This window comes from Sphingomonas sp. 22176, assembly GCF_052045505.1.
In the GTDB taxonomy this organism is placed as follows: domain Bacteria; phylum Pseudomonadota; class Alphaproteobacteria; order Sphingomonadales; family Sphingomonadaceae; genus Sphingomonas.
Genome location: NZ_JBQEPL010000001.1, coordinates 1261543 through 1278548, shown reverse-complemented (window position 1 = coordinate 1278548; position 17006 = coordinate 1261543). Strand labels below are relative to the sequence as shown.

Below are 17006 nucleotides of genomic sequence, written 5' to 3'. Positions count from 1 at the left end.
GTAAGGGATTGCGTGGGCCGAGTTTGGGGCTAGGCTCGTACCTTTACCAATTGGGGGCGGCGCAACGCTCGCCGCATATGGGGATCACGCAATGATATTCGGGCGCGTAAAGCCTCTCGATGCCATTCTAGCTACCGCCGAAAAGAAATCGCTCCACCGCTCGCTGGGGGCCTTCCAGCTGACCATGCTGGGCATCGGCGCAGTGATCGGCACCGGCATCTTCGTGCTCACCGCCGAGGCCGCGCAAAAGGCCGGGCCGGGCATGATGATCTCGTTCGTCATCGCCGGTTTCGTCTGCGCGGTGGCGGCGCTTTGCTATGCCGAAATGGCGGCGATGGTGCCGGTCTCCGGCTCCGCCTACACCTACAGCTATGCCGTGATGGGCGAGCTTGTCGCCTGGATGGTCGGCTGGGCGCTGATCCTCGAATATGCGATTGCGGCGGGGGCCGTCTCGGTCGGCTGGTCCGGCTATATGATGGGCTTCATCCAGCATAATTTCGGCATCGTAGTGCCGCTGCAACTGATCCGCGGGCCGTTCGACGGCGGCATGATCAACCTGCCGGCGATGGCGGTTGCCGCGATCGTCACCGCGCTGCTGGTGAAGGGCACCAAGGAGAGCGCCTCGGTCAACGCGGTGCTGGTGGGCATCAAGATCCTCGCACTGGCGATGTTCGTGATCGTCACGCTGCCGGTGCTGAAGACCGGCCAGTTCACGCCGTTCGCGCCGCTCGGCTTCGCCGGCATCTCGGGTGCCGCCGCCTCAATCTTCTTCGCCTATGTCGGCTTCGACGCGGTTTCGACCGCCGCCGAGGAAACCAAGAACCCGCAGCGCAACATGCCGATCGGCCTGATCGGCAGCCTCGCGATCTGCACCATCTTCTACATGCTCGTCGCCTCGGGCGTGATCGGCACCGTCGGCGCGCAGCCGGTCCATGGCCCTGCCGGCGAAGTGCTGTCGCCCGGCACGCCCGCGCTGTCGGAAGCCTGCCGCGCGATGTCCGACCAGGCGGTGGTCTGCTCGAAGGAAGCGCTCGCCTGGACGCTGCGCTCGATCGGCCATCCGTTCCTCGGCTGGCTCGTCGGCGCCGCGGCGATCATCGCGCTGCCCTCGGTCATCCTGATGATGATGTTCGGCCAGACCCGCATCTTCTTCGTGATGAGCCGCGACGGCCTGCTGCCCGAGTTCTTCTCGCGGGTGCACCCGAAGTGGCACACGCCGCACGTCATAACCATTCTGACCGGCATCTTCGTGTCGCTGTTCGCGGCCTTCTTCCCGGTGGGCCTGCTGGCGGACGTGTCGAACTCCGGCACGCTGTTCGCCTTCGCGGCGGTGTCGATCGCGGTGATGGTGCTGCGCAAGACCGATCCGACCCGCCACCGCCCGTTCCGCACCCCGGCGATCATGGTGACGGCGCCGATCGCGATCGCGGGCTGCCTCTATCTGTTCGTCAGCCTCTCGGGCCCGACGATCATGCTGTTCTTCGGCTGGGCCGCGGTCGGTCTGGTGGTCTATTACGCTTATAGCTATCGCCGCAGCTATGTCGGCCGCGGCATCATCGACGTGCACGAGGCGGATGCGGACGCGCCGCCGCAGCCGGTGCCGCCGATCGGCGACGCGCATACGCCGGGCTACAAGGACGCCTGATCCCCGGATCGCAGTCCACAAAAAGAAAGGGCCGGAGGAGCGATCCTCCGGCCCTTCTTCTTTGGGTCGCGTTGGCCGATCAGCCGATCTTGGCGGCGGCGAGCGCCTTCAGATCCTTCTCGGCGCGGGCGCCGTAGTGCTGGATGATCTCCGCCGCGCAGATCGCGCCGAGCTGGAGCGATTCCTTCAGGCCCTTGCCCTGCGCCTGGCCGTGCAGGAAGCCGGCCGCGAACATGTCGCCCGCGCCGGTGGTGTCGACCAGCGCGCTGATCGGTTCGGCGGGAACTTCGATCCGCTCGTCGCCCTGGAGCGCCATCGCCCCCTTCTCGCTGCGGGTGACGACGAGTAGCGGCACCTTGCCATGGATGTGCTGCACCGCCGCTTCGAAATCCTCATGCGCGCACAAAGCGAGCAGCTCGGCCTCGTTGGCGAACAGGATGTCGATCAGGCCGTCCTCGATCAGCTTGCGGAAATCGTCGCCGTGGCGCGAGATGCAGAACACGTCGGAGAGGGTGAAGGCGACCTTGCGGCCGGCGGCGCGGGCGATGTCGATCGCCTTGCGCATCGCGGCGCGCGGCTCTTCCGGGTCCCACAGATAGCCTTCGAGATAGAGGATCGCACCGTTGGCGATCAGCTGCTCGTCCAGCGCGGCGGCGGGGAGGAACTGCGAGGCGCCGAGGAAGGTGTTCATCGTGCGCTGGCCGTCCGGCGTCACGAAGATCAGGCAGCGCGCCGAGGTCGGCTGGCCGGGGCGCATCGCGGTGTCGAAATGCACGCCCGCCGCGCGGATGTCGTGCGCGAAGACCGCGCCGATCTGGTCGTCCGCCACCTGGCCGATGAACGCCGCCTTCCCGCCGAGCGCCGCGATGCCCGCCACGGTGTTCGCCGCCGAACCGCCGGAAACCTCGCGACCCGGGCCCATCTTGGCGTAGAGCGCATCAGCCTCTTCGGGCGAGAACATCAGCTGCATCGAACCCTTGGGGACGCCGATCGATTCGATGAAGGCATCGTCGGCCTGGGCGAGGATGTCGACGATGGCATTGCCGATCGCGACCACGTCGTAGCTGGGGTTGGTCAAGGTTCAGGGCTCCAATTGCAATGGGCGTCGCCCTAGAGAGAGGCAGATACAAGTGCAACCAAGGGAAAACCGTTTGAACGCTGTCCGTCTCGCCAAGTCCTCGGTGCCCTTTTCGGCGCTGCTGCTCGCCGCCTGTTCGGGCACGGTGCCCGCCGCGCGACCGGCGGCGTCGCTGCCGGTGCCGGGACGCGTGCCCGAGCAGCCCGCCAGCCTCGCGCCGATCCGCGGGCTTACCGGCCCGCAGCTGCTCGCGCGCTTCGGCCAGCCCCGGCTCGACGTGACCGAGGGCAAGGGCCGCAAGCTGCAGTTCGTCGGGCCGATCTGCGTGCTCGACGCGTACCTCTACCCGCCCGAGCATGGCGGCGGCGCGGCGACCGTCACCTGGGTCGATGCGCGGCAACGCAACGGCAGCCCGCTCGACCAGGCGAGCTGCGTCGCGGCGCTGGGGAAGCGGAAGTAACTCCCCCCGCTAAGCACCCCTCCCGCTTGCGGGAGGGGCTGGGGGAGGGACCGACGTGGAAGAAGCGCTGCTGGGTTTCAGCCCCTCCCCCGTCCCCTCCCGCAAGCGGAAGGGGAGCGCAGACTGGAGCGGCGCAGCTCCGTTTACGGCAGCAGGATCGTCGACCCGGTCGTCTGCCCACCCTCGATCGCGCGGTGCGCCTCGGCGGCGTCCTGCAGCGCAAACCGCTGGCCGATCTCCGGCTTCACCGCGCCCTTCTCCAGCATTTCGAACAGCCGCGCCGCGCCGGCCTGCCGCTCCTCGGGCGTCACATAGTAATCGAACAGCTTGGGCCGGGTGACGAACAGCGAGCCGTGCTGGTTGAGCGTGGCGAGCTTCACCCCCTCCACCGAACCGCTGGCATTGCCATAGCTGAGGATCAGCCCGCGCCGCGCCGTCGACCCCAGCGAGGCTTCCCAGGTTGCCTTGCCGATCCCGTCGAACACCACCGGCACGCCTGCGCCGTCGGTGATCTCGCGCACCCGCGCCGCGACATCCTCCTGCCCGCGCGACAGCAGCACATGGTCGCAGCCGACCGCCTTCGCCTTGTCGACCTTGGCCTCATGGCCCACCGTACCGATCACCGTCGCGCCGATGCCCTTCAGCCAGCCGACCGCGATCTGCCCGACCCCGCCGGCCGCGCTGTGCACCAGCACCGTCATGCCCGCCTGCACCTTGGCTGCGCGCTCGACCATGAATTCTACCGTACAGCCCTTGAGCAGCACCGCCGCGGCGGTTTCGCTGCTGATGTCCTCGGGCAGCTTGAACAGGGTCTCGGCCTTGAGGTTGCGCGCGGTGGCATAGGAGCCCAGCGCCGGCCCGAAGGTCGCCGCGCGATCACCGACCGCGAAGCCGGTGACGCCCTCGCCCACCGCCTCGATCACGCCCGCGCCTTCCACACCGATGCCCGAGGGCAGCTGCGCCGGATAGACACCGGTGCGGTGGTACACGTCGATGAAGTTGAGCCCCGCCGCTTGCGTGCGCAGCCGCACCTCGCCGGGGCCGGGCGCGGGCAGGTCGACCTCGACCCATTGCAGCACTTCGGGACCGCCGGTCTGCTCGAAGCGAATCATCTGTTCCATCGAAACTCCATCCTCAATGCACCGGCCACACGGCCATGATCAGTCCCGTGCCTATCAGCAGCACCAGCAACGACAAGGGTGCGCCCAGCCGCGCGTAATCGCCGAACCTGTAGCCGCCCGGCCCCATCACCAGCGTGTTGCACTGGTGGCCGATCGGCGTGAGGAAGTCGCAGCCCGCGCCCACAGCGGTCGCCATCAGGAACGCCTCGGGCCGGTAGCCGAGCTCGCCCGCGAAGGTGGCGGCGATCGGCGCCATCACCAGCACGGTCGCGGCATTGTTGAGGAACGGCGTCACCGCCATCGCCGCCGCCAGGATCATCGCGACGGCGCCCCAGGGCGGCAGCGTCGCGGCGATGTGGCCGAGCTGGTCGCCGATGATCTTGCTGGCGCCGGTGGTGCGCAGCGAATCGCTCACCGGGATCAGCGCGCCGAGCATCACCAGGATCGGCCATTCGATATGCTCATAGGCCTCGCGTACCGGCAGCGCGCCGAGCAGGATGGTGAGCCCCGCCGCCGCGAAGAATGCGACCGCCACGGGGACATAGCCGGTCGCCGTCGCCGCCATCGCCACGCCGAGGATTGCGAGCGGCAGCAGCCCTTTGCGCGCGCTGCCCAGCCGCAGCTCGCGCTGCGCGAGCGGCAGGCAGCCGAGCTCGCCCAATCGCTCGAACAGCAGGTCGAGCGGACCCTGCAGCACGATCACGTCGCCCGCGCGCAGCTCAATCTCGCCGAGCCGGGTAGACAGCCGCTCGCCCTGGCGCGACACCGCGATCAGGTTCACCCCGAAGCGCTCGTGCAGGCCCAGCCGCCCGGCGGTGCGGCCGATCAGCGTGGAGTCGGTGCCGATCACCGCCTCGATCACGCCGACTTCGCTGGTGTTGCCTTCAGGCTGGGCGCGATCCTGCCCTTCCAGCACCAGCGCGTCGGTGGCGATCACCCGCTCCAGGTCGTCCGGGGCGCCGGTGAGGATCAGCACGTCCTCGGCGCGCAGCTTGTTGTCCGGGAAGGGCGTGCTGCGGATGCCGCCGCGCAGGATCGTCGTCACTGCGACCGCGTGATCGTGGCGCTCGCGGAACTCGGCGACGGTCTCGCCGACCGCTTCGGATCCTTCGGGCACCGCCGCCTCGGTGACATAGTCCTCGATATCCATCGCCTCGCCCAGCGTCGGCGCGGCGCGGCGGTCGCGCGGGATCAGCCGATAGGCGAAGCGCAGGAACACCAGGCCGACCAGCGTCAGCCCCAGCCCCACAGGCGCATAATCGAACATGCCGAAGGGCTTGCCGGTCATCTCCTCGCGCACCCGGCTGACGATGATGTTGGGCGAGGTGCCGATCAGCGTGATCAGCCCGCCGAGCAGCGAGGCGAACGACATCGGCATCAGGAAGGTGGCGGGCGACGCCTTGGAGCGCTTGGCCATCTGGAAGGCAACCGGCATCATCATCGCCAGCGCACCGATATTCTTGACCAGCGCCGAGGCGAAGCCGACGCTGGCGCAGAGCAGCAGCAATTGCGAACGCACCCGCGTCACCCGCCGCTGGAGCAGCAGCATCGCCCGCTCGATCACGCCCGAGCGCTGCACGGCGGCGGAAAGCACCAGCGCCGAGGCGACGATGATGACGATGTCATCGGAAAAGCCGGTGAAGGCCTCCTTCGGCTTCACCACCCCCACCGCCAGCGCCGCGAGCAGCGCCAGCACCGCCACCATGTCGTAGCGCAGCTTTCCCCAGACGAAGAGCAGCATCATGCCGGCAAGCACGACGAGCGACAGGATCTGGGGTGTGGTCAAGCGTACCTCGCGGAAGGAGTGCGAGGAAGCTAACGCGGTGATGCAGGGTTGGGTCCGGAGCCTAGACGATCCTCCCCTGCAAGGGGAGGTGGCAGGCCGCAGGCCTGACGGAGGGGTGTCCCCGCTGGCGAGGATTCCCGCCATCGCCGACCGGGATACCCCTTCACCGCACTGCGGGCGGTCCCCCTCCGGGGGAGGATCTTAGGGCCTCAATGCACCGTGCCCAGCACCTTGGGGACGGACAGCAGCACCACCAGCCGTTCGATCTGGCGCCAGCGGCAGAAGTGGATGACGTTGCCGAGATCCCGGCTCGCCTCGGCACGCGCCGCGGCCTCCCCGCAGGCCGCATGGCCGAAGCGCCGAATCAGGTCGGCCGCGTCGTGCACTTCGTCGCGATCGCTCAGATAGGGGTAGACGTCCATTGCAACTCCAACACAGGGGCAGCCCCCCGGCCCGTGCCGACCTGATACACCAGTTTCCCTTCCGCTCCGGTGGACGATGCTGGTGAACGATCGGGAAACCATGGCAAAGGCTGGCGCTTCGCGCAGATTCGTGGCAAGGGGCACCATGCAGTCCACCCCTTCGCGCACGCCGATGGCCGGCGGCTTCCTGTTGACGGCGAGTATTCTCGTCGGCGCAGTGGCCGGGGCCCTACGCGGAGAAGCGACGGTGGGATTGCTGGCCGGGCTGGCAGTGGGGTTCACCCTCACGCTCGCCGTCTGGCTTATCGATCGCGCGCGAGGTTAGAGGGGCGCGCCTGCAACACTGTATCGGGCTTGCGGTGCGCCGCGCGTAGCCCCAATTTTAGGGTCTCAATGTCTATTTCGAATCTACCGACGCGCCTCGCCGAGGCGCTGGAACAGCGTGGCTATTCCACGCTGACTCCCGTTCAGTCCGCCGTCCTGGAAGACCAGGCCGCGGGCCGCGACCTCATCGTCTCCGCCCAGACGGGCTCGGGCAAGACGGTCGCCTTCGGCCTCGCCATGGCGCCCGAACTGCTCGCCGGCGAAGAGATGCTGCCGCCCGCCGGCGCGCCGCTCGCCCTCATCATCGCGCCGACGCGTGAACTCGCGCTGCAGGTCAGCCGCGAGCTGATCTGGCTGTACAGCCCGGCCGGCGCGCGCATCGCCACCTGCGTCGGCGGCATGGACGCCTCGAAGGAGCGCCGCACGCTCAACCACGGCGCGCACATCGTCGTAGGCACGCCGGGTCGTCTGCGCGATCACCTCGAGCGCGGCGCGCTCGACCTCTCCAGCCTGCGCGTCGCGGTGCTCGACGAGGCCGACGAGATGCTCGACATGGGCTTCCGCGAAGAGCTGGAAGCCATTCTCGATGCGACCCCCGAAGGCCGCCGCACGCTGCTCTTCTCGGCGACGATGCCGCGCCCGATCGTGGCGCTGGCCAAGCGCTACCAGAACAACGCCTTCCAGATCACCACCAAGAGCGACGATCGCGGCCACGGCGACATCAGCTACCAGGCGGTGACCGTCGCGCCGGCGGATATCGAGCATGTCGTGATCAACCTGCTGCGCCTGCACGAGGCGGAGACGGCGATCCTGTTCTGCGCGACGCGCGACAATGTCCGCCACCTCCATGCCAGCCTGATGGAGCGCGGCTTCGCGGCCGTCGCCCTTTCCGGCGAGCATTCGCAGTCCGAGCGCAACCATGCGCTGCAGGCGCTGCGCGATCGTCGTGCCCGCGTCTGCGTCGCCACCGACGTTGCCGCCCGCGGTATCGATCTGCCGACGCTGACGCTGGTGGTCCATGTCGAACTGCCGCGCGACGCCGAGACGCTCCAGCACCGCTCGGGCCGTACCGGCCGTGCGGGCAAGAAGGGCACTGCGGTCCTCATCGTCCCCTATCCGCGCCGCCGCCGCGTCGAGCAGATGCTGCACGGCGCGCGCATCCCGGCCGTGTGGATCGAAGCCCCGACCGTCGAACAGATCCGCGCCGCGGATCGCGAGCGGCTGATCGCCGCGCTGCTCCAGCCGATCGAGACGGACGAAGAGGACGTGGCACTGGCTGAGCGCCTGCTCGCCGAGAAGACCCCGGCCGAGATCGCTGCGGCGCTAGTGCGTGCGCACCGCTCGCAGCTGCCCGAGCCGGAAGAGCTGATCGAAGCGACGCCGGAGGCCCGCCGCGCCGCCCAGCAGGAGCGTCACCGCCCCGGCTTCGACGATACCGTGTGGTTCCGCATGGACATCGGTCGTCGCCAGAACGCCGATCCGCGCTGGATCCTGCCGCTGATCTGCCGCCGCGGGCACATCACCCGCAACGAAGTCGGCGCGATCCGCATCGCGGCGAACGAAACGCACTTCCAGATCCCGGCACCGCTGGCGGCGAAGTTCGCGGCCGCGGTCGACAAGTTCGCGCGCACCGCGGGCGACGACGATGACGGCATCCGGATCGAGCGGTCGACCGAAGCGCCGGAGCCCGGCGCCCGTGCCGATGGTCCGGCGCGTCGTGGTCCGCCGAACCGCAGCAACGCCAACGGCAAGCCCGGCGGCTTCCGCAAGGGCCCGCCCCGCGCCCGCTGATATCGGCAGCGCCCCCTCCCGATGCGGAGGGGGCGCTGCGTCAGCCGGCATTGCATCGAACCCCGGCCAGGCCGGTTACCAGTTCGCCGCCTCTACCGCGTGATTATAGCTTCCCAGCATCATCTCGGCGTTGAACGGACGGTGGTCCTTCTTGAACGACCGGTAGCTGCCGAGCATCGACGACAGGAAATGCAGTTCGGGCGGCTCCTTCTCGCCGGCCTTGGACGCTTCGGCGCGCGCGGCCGCGATCGCCGGCTCGATGATCGCCAGATCCGCATCGGCGCGCTGGAATAGCGCCGCATCCGGCGCCTTGGCGGTAGTGAACCGCGAGATCAGTGCATTGGCGTGGAACATCGCCAGCCGCCTGTTGTAGTCGAGCACCTTCCCCTCGGCCTTCAGCTTCTCCAGCACCGCCGTATCGCGCTTCACCGACTCGCGATCGATCAGGTCGCTGAACCGCTTGAGATCCGCGTCGGCCGCGTCGATCTCGGCCAGCATCTGGGCATCTTCCTTGCGCCCACGTGCCAGATTGTCGTCCATATAGGCCTTGCTGGTATAATAGGGAGCCAGCTCGGCCAGATGCTTCTGGACCTTGGTCATCGATGCGATCAGCGCATCGGCAGCAGCGTTGAGGTCGGCCGGCGCGCCGGCCAGGGCGCGGGCCTGCTTCAACTCGTCGATGCCCTTGTCGATCCAGCCGGCGTCCACCAGGAACTGGCCGTCGGTCGATGCGTGGGCGACATCGGCTTCGCGATACTTGGCCGCCTTTTCGTAGAAGCCGAACGTGCCGATCAGCCGGTTATGCGCGCTGATATAGGCATCGAGCTGGGTCGAGGCAGCGGCGGTGCCGGCGGCGGCGCTGCTCTGGTTCTTGTCGCTGGATGCAGCGATCTTGTCGCACCCGCTCAGGCAAAGGCTGGCGACGCCGATCAACAGGGCGGCGGTTTTCGAAGATGTCATGGCGTTTCCTGTGGGACAGGGGAAGGTTCGGCCGGGCGGGCGCGATCAGACAGCGCTGTCGGACTCCGCACGGCGTGAAAGCGCGTCTTCAACCGAGGGAGCGTTAGATCCAGCTCCGGCCATCCGGTCCGGCGCATCCGACGGGCGGCAACTGGCTCGGAAAGCGTTCCTGCAACTTGTGACAGCCCCAAGTGCGCATCGGCTTCGGCGCATAGCCGTTCAGCGCGATCCCGACCTCGTCATAGGGGCTGGCTGCACGCGCCACGTACATATACCAGCGCCCGCCGAACATCACCGCGCCGGCGACCAGCACGACGCAAAGAACTTGAAATATTTTACGCACCTACGACCCCTTGTTGTGACAAAGGGGGCCCCGTTGCCGATAATTTCAATCCATTTCAAGCATATGTGTGATGGGTTGAAGATCCCCGCCGGTCCGGACGGGGAATTTCGGGCTCGCCCCGGCCGATGGCCAGACTGCGGCAGCGCCCCCCGGAGGTGGCGCCGTCCCCCTTACTCCGCCCGGTGGCGCTTCTTGCCGCTCAGCGCCGAGAGCACCCCGCGCATCGTGCGCACCTCGGGGCTCGACCAGCGCGGCTTGGTGAGCAGGGTCCGCAGCGTGCGCTTGGCCGTGGGTACGCGGTCGGGCGGGAAATAATAGCCCGCTTCCTCCAACATCGCGTCGAGCTGGCCGATCATCCCGTCCAGTTCCTCCTGCGGGGCCGGCGGCTCGATGTCGACGAGCGGCGGGCTCTCCAGCCCGACATGCTTCGACCATTCATAGGCGACCAGGATCACCGCCTGGGCGAGGTTCAGCGAACCGAATTCCGGGTTGATCGGCACGGTGATGATCGTGCGAGCGAGCGCGACGTCGTCGGTCGCCAGCCCCGAACGCTCGGGGCCGAACAGGATTGCGCAACGCTCCTGCACGCCGTGGATCTCCCGGGCGGCGACTTCCGGCGTCACCACCGGCTTGGTCACGCCGCGCTTGCGCACCGTGGTGGCATAGACATGGGCGCAATCCGCCACCGCATCGGCGACGCTCTCGAAAACCTGCGCCTTCTCCAGCACGATATCGGCGCCGCTCGCCGCCGGCCCGGCCGAAGGGTTCGGCCAGCCGTCGCGGGGGCTCACCAGCCGCATCTCGGCCAGCCCGAAGTTGAGCATTGCGCGCGCGGCCTTGCCGATATTCTCGCCCAGCTGCGGGCGGACGAGTACGATGACGGGGGAATTCAACTTTTGCCGACCTCGCTGACGTTACCGGCGAATTCCTCGAAATCCTTCGCCTCGCGGAAATCCTTATACACGCTGGCGAAGCGGATATAGGCCACCGAATCCAGGCCTTTGAGCGCCTCCATCACCAGCTCGCCGATGCGTTGGGAGGGGATTTCGCTCTCGCCCGTCGTCTCCAATTGTCGTTGGATGCCCGAGACCAGCCGCTCGATCTGGGCGGGCTGGATCGGCCGCTTGCGGCAGGCGGTGGAAACCGAGCGCATCAGCTTCTCGCGCTCGAACGGCTCGCGGCGATCTCCGCTCTTCACGACCGTCAGGTCGCGCAGCTGGATACGCTCGAAGGTGGTGAAGCGCGCACCGCACGCTTCACATTGCCGGCGCCTGCGGATCGCCGCCCCGTCATCAGTGGGGCGGCTATCCTTTACCTGGCTGGCTTCATTGGAACAGAATGGGCAGCGCACTTAGCCGCCGTAGATCGGGAAGCGTTCGCACAGCGCGCGGACGCGGGCCTTCACATCGGCCTCGACCGCGGCGTCGCCCGCCTCGCCCTTGGTCCGCAGCCCGTCGAGCACATCGGCGACCATGTTGCCGATCTCGCGGAACTCGGCCGGGCCGAAGCCGCGGGTGGTGCCCGCCGGCGAGCCGACGCGGATGCCGCTGGTCTTCATCGGCGGCAGCGGGTCGTTGGGGATGCCGTTCTTGTTGCAGGTGATCGCCGCGCGCTCCAGCGCCTCGTCGGCGTCCTTGCCGGTCACGCCCAGCGGGGTGAGGTCGACCAGCGCGAGATGCGTGTCGGTGCCGCCCGAAACGAGGTTCGCACCGCGCTCCTTCAGCGTCGCCGCCAGCACCTTGGCGTTCTCGACCACCGCAGCGGCATAGCTCTTGAACTCTGGGCGCAGCGCCTCGCCGAACGCGACTGCCTTGGCGGCAATCACGTGCATCAGCGGGCCGCCCTGCAGGCCCGGGAACACCGCCGAGTTGATCTTCTTGGCGATCGCCTCGTCGTTGGTCAGGATCATGCCGCCGCGCGGACCGCGCAGCGTCTTGTGCGTGGTGGTGGTGACGACATGGGCATGGCCGAACGGGGTCGGGTGGACGCCGCCGGCGACCAGGCCGGCGAAGTGCGCCATGTCGACCATGAACATCGCGCCGACCTCGTCCGCGATCGCGCGGAAGCGGGCGAAATCGATGTGACGCGGATAGGCCGAGCCGCCGGTGATGATCAGCTTCGGCTTGTGCTCGCGGGCGAGGGCGGCGACCTGGTCATAGTCGATCAGGTGATCGTCCGGGCGCACGCCGTACTGGACCGCGTTGAACCACTTGCCGCTCATCGCCGCGCGGGCGCCGTGGGTCAGGTGGCCGCCGGCATCGAGGCTGAGGCCGAGGATGGTGTCGCCCGGCTTGGTCAGCGCGAGCATCACCGCGCCGTTGGCCTGCGCGCCCGAGTGCGGCTGGACGTTGGCGAAGCCGCAGTCGAACAGCTGCTTGGCGCGATCGATCGCCAGCTGCTCCACCTCGTCGGACGGGTGGCAGCCCTGGTAATAGCGCTTGCCGGGATAACCCTCGGCGTACTTGTTGGTGAACACCGAGCCCTGCGCCTCGAGCACCGCCTTGGAGACGATGTTCTCGCTGGCGATCAGCTCGATCTGGTGCTGCTCGCGGTCCAGTTCATGCTCGACGCCGGCGAACACCGCCGGATCGACTTCGCTGAGGGTTTTGGTGAAGAAGCCATCCGGCTGAAGGCCTGCCGTAACGGGGTTGGTGCTCATGCGGGGCTCCTTTCGGGGTTGCGCAGCTTCTCCACGCGGCGGACGTGCCGGTCGCCGAGGAAAGCCGTTTCGAGAAACTGGGTGATGCACGCCTTAGCCATTTCGATGCCGATCATCCGCGCGCCGAGCGCGATGACATTGGCATCGTTATGCTCGCGCGCAAGGCTGGCGGAGAGCGGCTCGGAGACGAGCGCGCAGCGGGCGGCAGGGTTGCGGTTGACCGCGATCGAGATGCCGATGCCCGATCCGCACAGCGCGATGCCGAAGGCCGCGTCGCCGGTCTCGATCGCCTTGCCGAGCCGGTATCCATAGTCCGGATAGTCCACGCTCTCGGGCCCGTTGGTGCCCAGATCGAGCACGTCATGGCCGAGGCCACGCAACCAATCGGCGAGTTCTGCCTTCATTACGTAGGCGGCGTGATCCGAGGCGAGGGCGATGCGATGTTGCATGGCGCGCCCTCTACGCGCGTGTGCGCCCGCTGGCTAGACACCCAGGAGACCATATGCCGAAGACTCTGTCCGTTCTGCTTCCCGCGCTGGCACTCGGCCTTGCGGCCTGCTCGCCGAGCACCGAGGACCGCGTCGACAATTCGCTCGATCGTACCGGCGACTCGCTGGCCAATGCGGCCGACCGGCTGGGCGATCGGATCGAGAACCGCGCGGACGCCGCCGGCCGCGCGATCCGCGAAGGCGCGGACGACACCGGCGATGCGCTGGCGAACGGCGTAGACCGCACCGGCAACGCGATCGACGACGCGGCGCATTGAGGTCGATCGATTCAACTTCGAAATGAATTGGGATAGCTTGGTTGTCGGCAGCAATCCCGCTGCCTGAACCAAGGAACCGCACATGACACTCGCAGAAGTGTGCGTTCTGCTGATGGCGCTGTTCGCCTTCGCCACCTTGATCCTCAAGGTGATCGAAGTCGCGCGTCAGAAGTAAGCGTACCGGGAGGGGGAGGCGTTGCAGCGTCTCCCCTGAACGAAGAACCCCCACCGTTGCAGCGGCGGGGGTTCCGGTGAACCAGGGAAAACCCTGACAGTCGCATAGACCTATATACACCAGACGGTGCTCGGTTTCAATTTCACCCCTGCAAGGTCGCCTTCTTCCCGCGCTTCGGGCTTCCCGACTTGAGCACCCCGCGCCGGAACAGCCGCGCCGCGATCGTCAGCGTGATCGCCACCCACAGCGCCTGCCAGGCAAAGGCGAGCGCGTGCGGCCAGAGCTCGGGCGCATTCGCCGCCCGCGCCGCCATCGCCATGGGCGAGCTGAACGGCACGATCTCCGCCACGGTCGCCACCCAGCTCTCCGGATTGCCGGCGGCATAGGAGGACATGCCGAACATCGCGAACTGGAAGATGGTGATCGGCAGCGACAGCATCTGGATCTCGCGCTGGCTGGCGGCGAGCGAGCCCACGCCGAGGAACACCGCGCTCTGCAGCAGATAGGCCATCACGAAATAGCCGATCAGCAGCAGCGGGAAGATCGGCCCCACCGCGACGCTCAGGCTGGTCAGCATCCCCGCCGCATCCCCCGGCAACAGCCGCGGCAAGCTGGCGACCAGCGTGCCCCAGAAGGCGACGAACAGCAGCGCCGATCCGAACGCGCCGAGCAGCTTGCCGAAGAACACGCTTTCCAGCGGCACCGCGGCGGCGAGGATCTCGATCACCTTGTTCGAGCGCTCTTCGGCCATCGCCCCCACCGCCTGGCCCGACAGCATCAGCGTGACGAGGAAGATCGCGAAGGTGGAAAAATAGGCCGCCTGCCCGCGCCCGCTGACGGTCGGCGCCTGGACGGCGATGGTCTCGTAGCGCGCGGTGCTGCGGATGCCCGGTGCATGCTCGGCACGAAGTGCCTGCGTGGCGAGCGCGGCGAGATAGCGTCCCTCCGCCTCGGCACCGGCGCGGCGCAGCACCGTGGGATGATCGAGCGGGCCATACAGCACCGCCGCCGCTTCGATCGCATCGGAATCGAACAGCCCCCGCGCCTGCCGCGCCATATCCCCTTGCGGATCTTGCAGCTGCAGCTTCGGCCGGGCGGAGTCCCGCGTGAACACGCTGCGCAGTTCCCGGTCGGCGGCGCGCACCCCCTCCTGCTGGCCGGCAGGCACGATCGCCACGAGCATCTGCCGCGCCTCCCCGGCAGCGCCCGCGGCCTGGCCGCTTAGCCCGCCGATGATGCCGAAGCCTATCATCAGTAGCGGGCTGAGCAGGAACAGCAGGAAGGTCGGCGTCATCACCGTCGCAGTGAGGTCGCGGCGCGCAATGGTCAGCGCCTGGCGGAGGAAACGCGGCATCATGCGATCGTCTCCGGCTGGTCAGCCAGCGCGTCGGTGCCGACGATGCGAACAAAGGCGTCGTGCAGCCCCGGCCGCTCGATCGACAGGCCGGAGATGCCGTGCCCCGCGTCGATCAGCCGGACGAGCAGCGCCTCGATGCCGCCATCGGGCACGGTGAAGCGCCAGCTGCCGTCCTCGCGCCCCGCATCGGCGGGCAGCATTCGCCCGATCGCGTCGGCATCGTGGTGCGGCGTGTAGCGGGCGCGGAGCGGCAGCAGGGCGCGCGCCTCGTCCACACTGCCCTCGAAGCGCACCTTGCCGCCCGCGATCACCGAGATGCGCTCGCACAGCCGTTCGGCATGCGCCATCACATGGGTGGAGAAGAGGATTGTCGCCCCGCGATCGCGCTGGCCACGGATCAGCAGCTCCAGCCGCTCCTGGTTGACCGGATCGAGCCCCGAAAAGGGTTCGTCGAGCACCAGCAGGTCGGGTTCGTGCACCACCGAGCCGAGCAGCTGCACCAGCTGCGCCATGCCTTTCGAGAGCTTGCGGATCTTGTCGTCGGCGGCATGGCCCAGCCCTGCGCTTTCGAGCAACTCCCCTGCCCGCTTGCGCCCGGTGGCCCAGGGCAGCCCGCGCAGCGCGCCCATGAAGGCGATCGCCTCGCGACACTTCATATTGGGGTAGAGCCCGCGCTCCTCGGGCAGATAGCCGACCTGGTCGCTCATGTCGCGCGGGTGGCGGCTGCCGAGCAGGGTCCGCTCGCCCTCGTCGGGCTCGATGATGCCGAGCAGCATCCGCAAGGTCGTGGTCTTGCCCGCGCCATTGGGCCCGAGCACGCCGTAGATAAGGCCCTTGGGCACCGCGATGCCGACACCGTCGACGGCACGTCGATCGCCGAAACGCTTGACCAGCCCGGAGGCACTGACGGCGAGTTGCTGCAACGATGCCTCCCCCTAGCAATCGCAACGTGGTAGCGGGTGCGCGTGCGGCAAGACAAGTCCATCGAAGAACGGCTGAAGGCGAAGGCGGCGGAGATCGGCTTCGCGGCCTGCGGCATCGCGCATGCCGATGCCGCGCCGCGCACCGCCGAACGGCTCCGCAAATGGTTGGACGAGGGCGCGCATGGCGACATGCTGTGGATGGAGGAGCGCGCCGAGCAGCGCGGCAGCCCCAAAGGGCTTTGGCCCGAGGTGCGCTCGGTCATCGCACTGGGCATGAGCTATGCCCCCGCCAAGGATCCGCTGGCGCTGGCGAGCGAAGGCGAGGTCGGCCGCATCTCGGTCTATGCCCAGGGCGCCGACTATCACGACGTGGTCAAGCGCCGCCTGAAGGAACTCGCCCGCTGGCTGGTCGCCGAGGCGCCGGGTGCCGATGTGAAGGTCTTCGTCGATACCGCGCCGGTGATGGAAAAGCCGCTGTCCGAGGCGGCCGGGCTCGGCTGGCAGGGCAAGCACACCAATCTGGTCAGCCGCAGCCATGGCAGCTGGCTGTTCCTCGGCGCGATCTACACGACGCTCGACCTGGCCTCCGACGGCCCGAGCGGCGGCAGCTGCGGCACCTGCAACGCCTGCCAGACGGCCTGCCCGACCGGTGCCTTCCCGGCCCCCTATCGGATCGACGCGCGCCGCTGCGTCTCCTACCTGACGATCGAGAACAAGGGCCCGATCCCCCGCGACCTCCGCGACGGCATCGGCAACCGCATCTATGGTTGCGACGACTGCCTGGCGGTGTGCCCGTGGAACAAGTTCGCCGCCGCCGCGCAGGCGAACCTGGCCTTCCATCCGCGTGCCGAGCTAACCGTCCCGTATCTCGCCGATCTGCTGGCGCTGGACGATGCCGGCTTCCGCGAAGTCTTCGCCGGCTCCCCGATCAAGCGCATCGGCCGCAATCGGATGGTGCGCAACTGCCTGATCGCGGCGGGAAACAGCGGCAGCGATCGGCTGGTGGCGCCGGTGCTGGCCCTGCTCGACGATCCCGCGTCGGTCGTGCGCGGCGCGGCGGCATGGGCGCTGGAACGGCTCGATCCGGCCCGCTGGCAGATAGAAAGCGATGCCCGGGCAGCGCAGGAGCCCGACCCGCAGGTTCGCGCCGAATGGCTCGGGCTTGACTCGCCCGCCCCACCCCGCTAGGCGCGCCC

General features: G+C 68.2%; 18 protein-coding genes. 6 read left to right on the top strand and 12 right to left on the bottom strand.

Annotated elements, in window-relative coordinates:
* Positions 1-91 precede the first annotated feature (91 nt).
* Positions 92-1645, top strand: a complete 1554-nt coding sequence (locus ACTJKY_RS06045) for an amino acid permease (RefSeq protein WP_440844835.1) — start codon at positions 92-94, stop codon at positions 1643-1645.
* A gap of 79 nt (positions 1646-1724) precedes the next feature.
* Here the strand turns inward: ACTJKY_RS06045 and ACTJKY_RS06040 are convergent, their stop codons facing one another.
* Positions 1725-2723, bottom strand: a complete 999-nt coding sequence (locus tag ACTJKY_RS06040) for an adenosine kinase (protein ID WP_440844834.1) — start codon at positions 2721-2723, stop codon at positions 1725-1727.
* A 73-nt stretch (positions 2724-2796) separates the two neighbouring features.
* Here ACTJKY_RS06040 and ACTJKY_RS06035 point away from each other — a divergent pair, with 73 nt between their 5' ends.
* Positions 2797-3183 carry a hypothetical protein gene (locus tag ACTJKY_RS06035; protein ID WP_440844833.1) on the top strand — a complete coding sequence of 129 codons (387 nt, stop codon included), beginning with the start codon at positions 2797-2799 and terminating at the stop codon, positions 3181-3183.
* Positions 3184-3326: 143 nt separating this feature from the next.
* Here the strand turns inward: ACTJKY_RS06035 and ACTJKY_RS06030 are convergent, their stop codons facing one another.
* The 3 genes from ACTJKY_RS06030 to ACTJKY_RS06020 form a co-directional block, all read right to left on the bottom strand.
* The gene (locus ACTJKY_RS06030) at positions 3327-4304 is read right to left on the bottom strand and encodes a quinone oxidoreductase family protein (protein WP_440844831.1); all 978 of its coding nucleotides are present in this window, start codon (positions 4302-4304) and stop codon (positions 3327-3329) included.
* Positions 4305-4317: 13 nt separating this feature from the next.
* Positions 4318-6090, bottom strand: coding sequence for an SLC13 family permease (locus tag ACTJKY_RS06025; protein ID WP_440844830.1), 1773 nt, complete (start codon positions 6088-6090; stop codon positions 4318-4320).
* A 209-nt stretch (positions 6091-6299) separates the two neighbouring features.
* Entirely contained in the window at positions 6300-6512 is a 213-nt protein-coding gene (locus ACTJKY_RS06020; RefSeq protein WP_125974100.1) for a hypothetical protein, read from the bottom strand.
* A gap of 76 nt (positions 6513-6588) precedes the next feature.
* Between ACTJKY_RS06020 and ACTJKY_RS06015 the strand changes: the two genes are divergently transcribed.
* A complete protein-coding gene (locus tag ACTJKY_RS06015; RefSeq protein WP_440844828.1) occupies positions 6589-6837 on the top strand; it encodes a hypothetical protein in 249 nt (82 codons plus the stop codon).
* A gap of 68 nt (positions 6838-6905) precedes the next feature.
* The gene (locus ACTJKY_RS06010) at positions 6906-8627 is read left to right on the top strand and encodes a DEAD/DEAH box helicase (protein ID WP_440844827.1); all 1722 of its coding nucleotides are present in this window, start codon (positions 6906-6908) and stop codon (positions 8625-8627) included.
* 75 nt (positions 8628-8702) lie between these two features.
* Here ACTJKY_RS06010 and ACTJKY_RS06005 read toward each other — a convergent pair whose 3' ends face one another.
* The 6 genes from ACTJKY_RS06005 to rpiB all read right to left on the bottom strand — a co-directional run bounded on the left by ACTJKY_RS06005 (position 8703) and on the right by rpiB (position 13038).
* Positions 8703-9587, bottom strand: a complete 885-nt coding sequence (locus ACTJKY_RS06005) for a DUF3829 domain-containing protein (RefSeq protein WP_440844826.1) — start codon at positions 9585-9587, stop codon at positions 8703-8705.
* A gap of 103 nt (positions 9588-9690) precedes the next feature.
* Positions 9691-9900 (bottom strand): hypothetical protein, encoded by a 210-nt coding sequence (locus tag ACTJKY_RS06000; RefSeq protein WP_440844824.1) that lies wholly within the window; start codon positions 9898-9900, stop codon positions 9691-9693.
* A gap of 200 nt (positions 9901-10100) precedes the next feature.
* Positions 10101-10823 carry an RNA methyltransferase gene (locus tag ACTJKY_RS05995; protein ID WP_440844823.1) on the bottom strand — a complete coding sequence of 241 codons (723 nt, stop codon included), beginning with the start codon at positions 10821-10823 and terminating at the stop codon, positions 10101-10103.
* Positions 10820-11281, bottom strand: coding sequence for a transcriptional regulator NrdR (gene nrdR, locus ACTJKY_RS05990; RefSeq protein WP_064311935.1), 462 nt, complete (start codon positions 11279-11281; stop codon positions 10820-10822). Before nrdR ends, ACTJKY_RS05995 begins: the two co-directional genes overlap by 4 nt.
* Entirely contained in the window at positions 11282-12589 is a 1308-nt protein-coding gene (glyA, locus tag ACTJKY_RS05985) for a serine hydroxymethyltransferase (protein WP_440844821.1), read from the bottom strand.
* Positions 12586-13038 carry a ribose 5-phosphate isomerase B gene (gene rpiB / locus ACTJKY_RS05980; RefSeq protein ID WP_440844820.1) on the bottom strand — a complete coding sequence of 151 codons (453 nt, stop codon included), beginning with the start codon at positions 13036-13038 and terminating at the stop codon, positions 12586-12588. Before rpiB ends, glyA begins: the two co-directional genes overlap by 4 nt.
* Positions 13039-13091: 53 nt before the next feature.
* Here rpiB and ACTJKY_RS05975 point away from each other — a divergent pair, with 53 nt between their 5' ends.
* Entirely contained in the window at positions 13092-13355 is a 264-nt protein-coding gene (locus tag ACTJKY_RS05975; RefSeq protein WP_315381006.1) for a hypothetical protein, read from the top strand.
* Between the two features lie 317 nt (positions 13356-13672).
* Here the strand turns inward: ACTJKY_RS05975 and ACTJKY_RS05970 are convergent, their stop codons facing one another.
* Both ACTJKY_RS05970 and ACTJKY_RS05965 read right to left on the bottom strand, forming a co-directional pair.
* Complete coding sequence (locus tag ACTJKY_RS05970; protein WP_440844819.1) at positions 13673-14887, bottom strand: ABC transporter permease; 1215 nt, start codon at positions 14885-14887, stop codon at positions 13673-13675.
* A complete protein-coding gene (locus ACTJKY_RS05965; RefSeq protein WP_440844818.1) occupies positions 14884-15810 on the bottom strand; it encodes an ABC transporter ATP-binding protein in 927 nt (308 codons plus the stop codon). Before ACTJKY_RS05965 ends, ACTJKY_RS05970 begins: the two co-directional genes overlap by 4 nt.
* A gap of 42 nt (positions 15811-15852) precedes the next feature.
* Here ACTJKY_RS05965 and queG point away from each other — a divergent pair, with 42 nt between their 5' ends.
* Positions 15853-16998 (top strand): tRNA epoxyqueuosine(34) reductase QueG, encoded by a 1146-nt coding sequence (queG, locus tag ACTJKY_RS05960; RefSeq protein ID WP_440845241.1) that lies wholly within the window; start codon positions 15853-15855, stop codon positions 16996-16998.
* The last annotated feature ends 8 nt before the right edge of the window (positions 16999-17006 follow it).

Coding starts and splice junctions, on each gene's coding strand:
- ACTJKY_RS05975 (WP_315381006.1), top strand. CDS start 13,092: ATGCCGAAGACTCTGTCCGTTCTGCTTCCCGCGCTGGCACTCGGCCTT.
- ACTJKY_RS06020 (WP_125974100.1), bottom strand. CDS start 6,512: ATGGACGTCTACCCCTATCTGAGCGATCGCGACGAAGTGCACGACGCG.
- ACTJKY_RS06030 (WP_440844831.1), bottom strand. CDS start 4,304: ATGGAACAGATGATTCGCTTCGAGCAGACCGGCGGTCCCGAAGTGCTG.
- glyA (WP_440844821.1), bottom strand. CDS start 12,589: ATGAGCACCAACCCCGTTACGGCAGGCCTTCAGCCGGATGGCTTCTTC.
- ACTJKY_RS06010 (WP_440844827.1), top strand. CDS start 6,906: ATGTCTATTTCGAATCTACCGACGCGCCTCGCCGAGGCGCTGGAACAG.
- ACTJKY_RS05970 (WP_440844819.1), bottom strand. CDS start 14,887: ATGATGCCGCGTTTCCTCCGCCAGGCGCTGACCATTGCGCGCCGCGAC.
- ACTJKY_RS06005 (WP_440844826.1), bottom strand. CDS start 9,587: ATGACATCTTCGAAAACCGCCGCCCTGTTGATCGGCGTCGCCAGCCTT.
- rpiB (WP_440844820.1), bottom strand. CDS start 13,038: ATGCAACATCGCATCGCCCTCGCCTCGGATCACGCCGCCTACGTAATG.
- ACTJKY_RS06015 (WP_440844828.1), top strand. CDS start 6,589: ATGCTGGTGAACGATCGGGAAACCATGGCAAAGGCTGGCGCTTCGCGC.
- ACTJKY_RS06045 (WP_440844835.1), top strand. CDS start 92: ATGATATTCGGGCGCGTAAAGCCTCTCGATGCCATTCTAGCTACCGCC.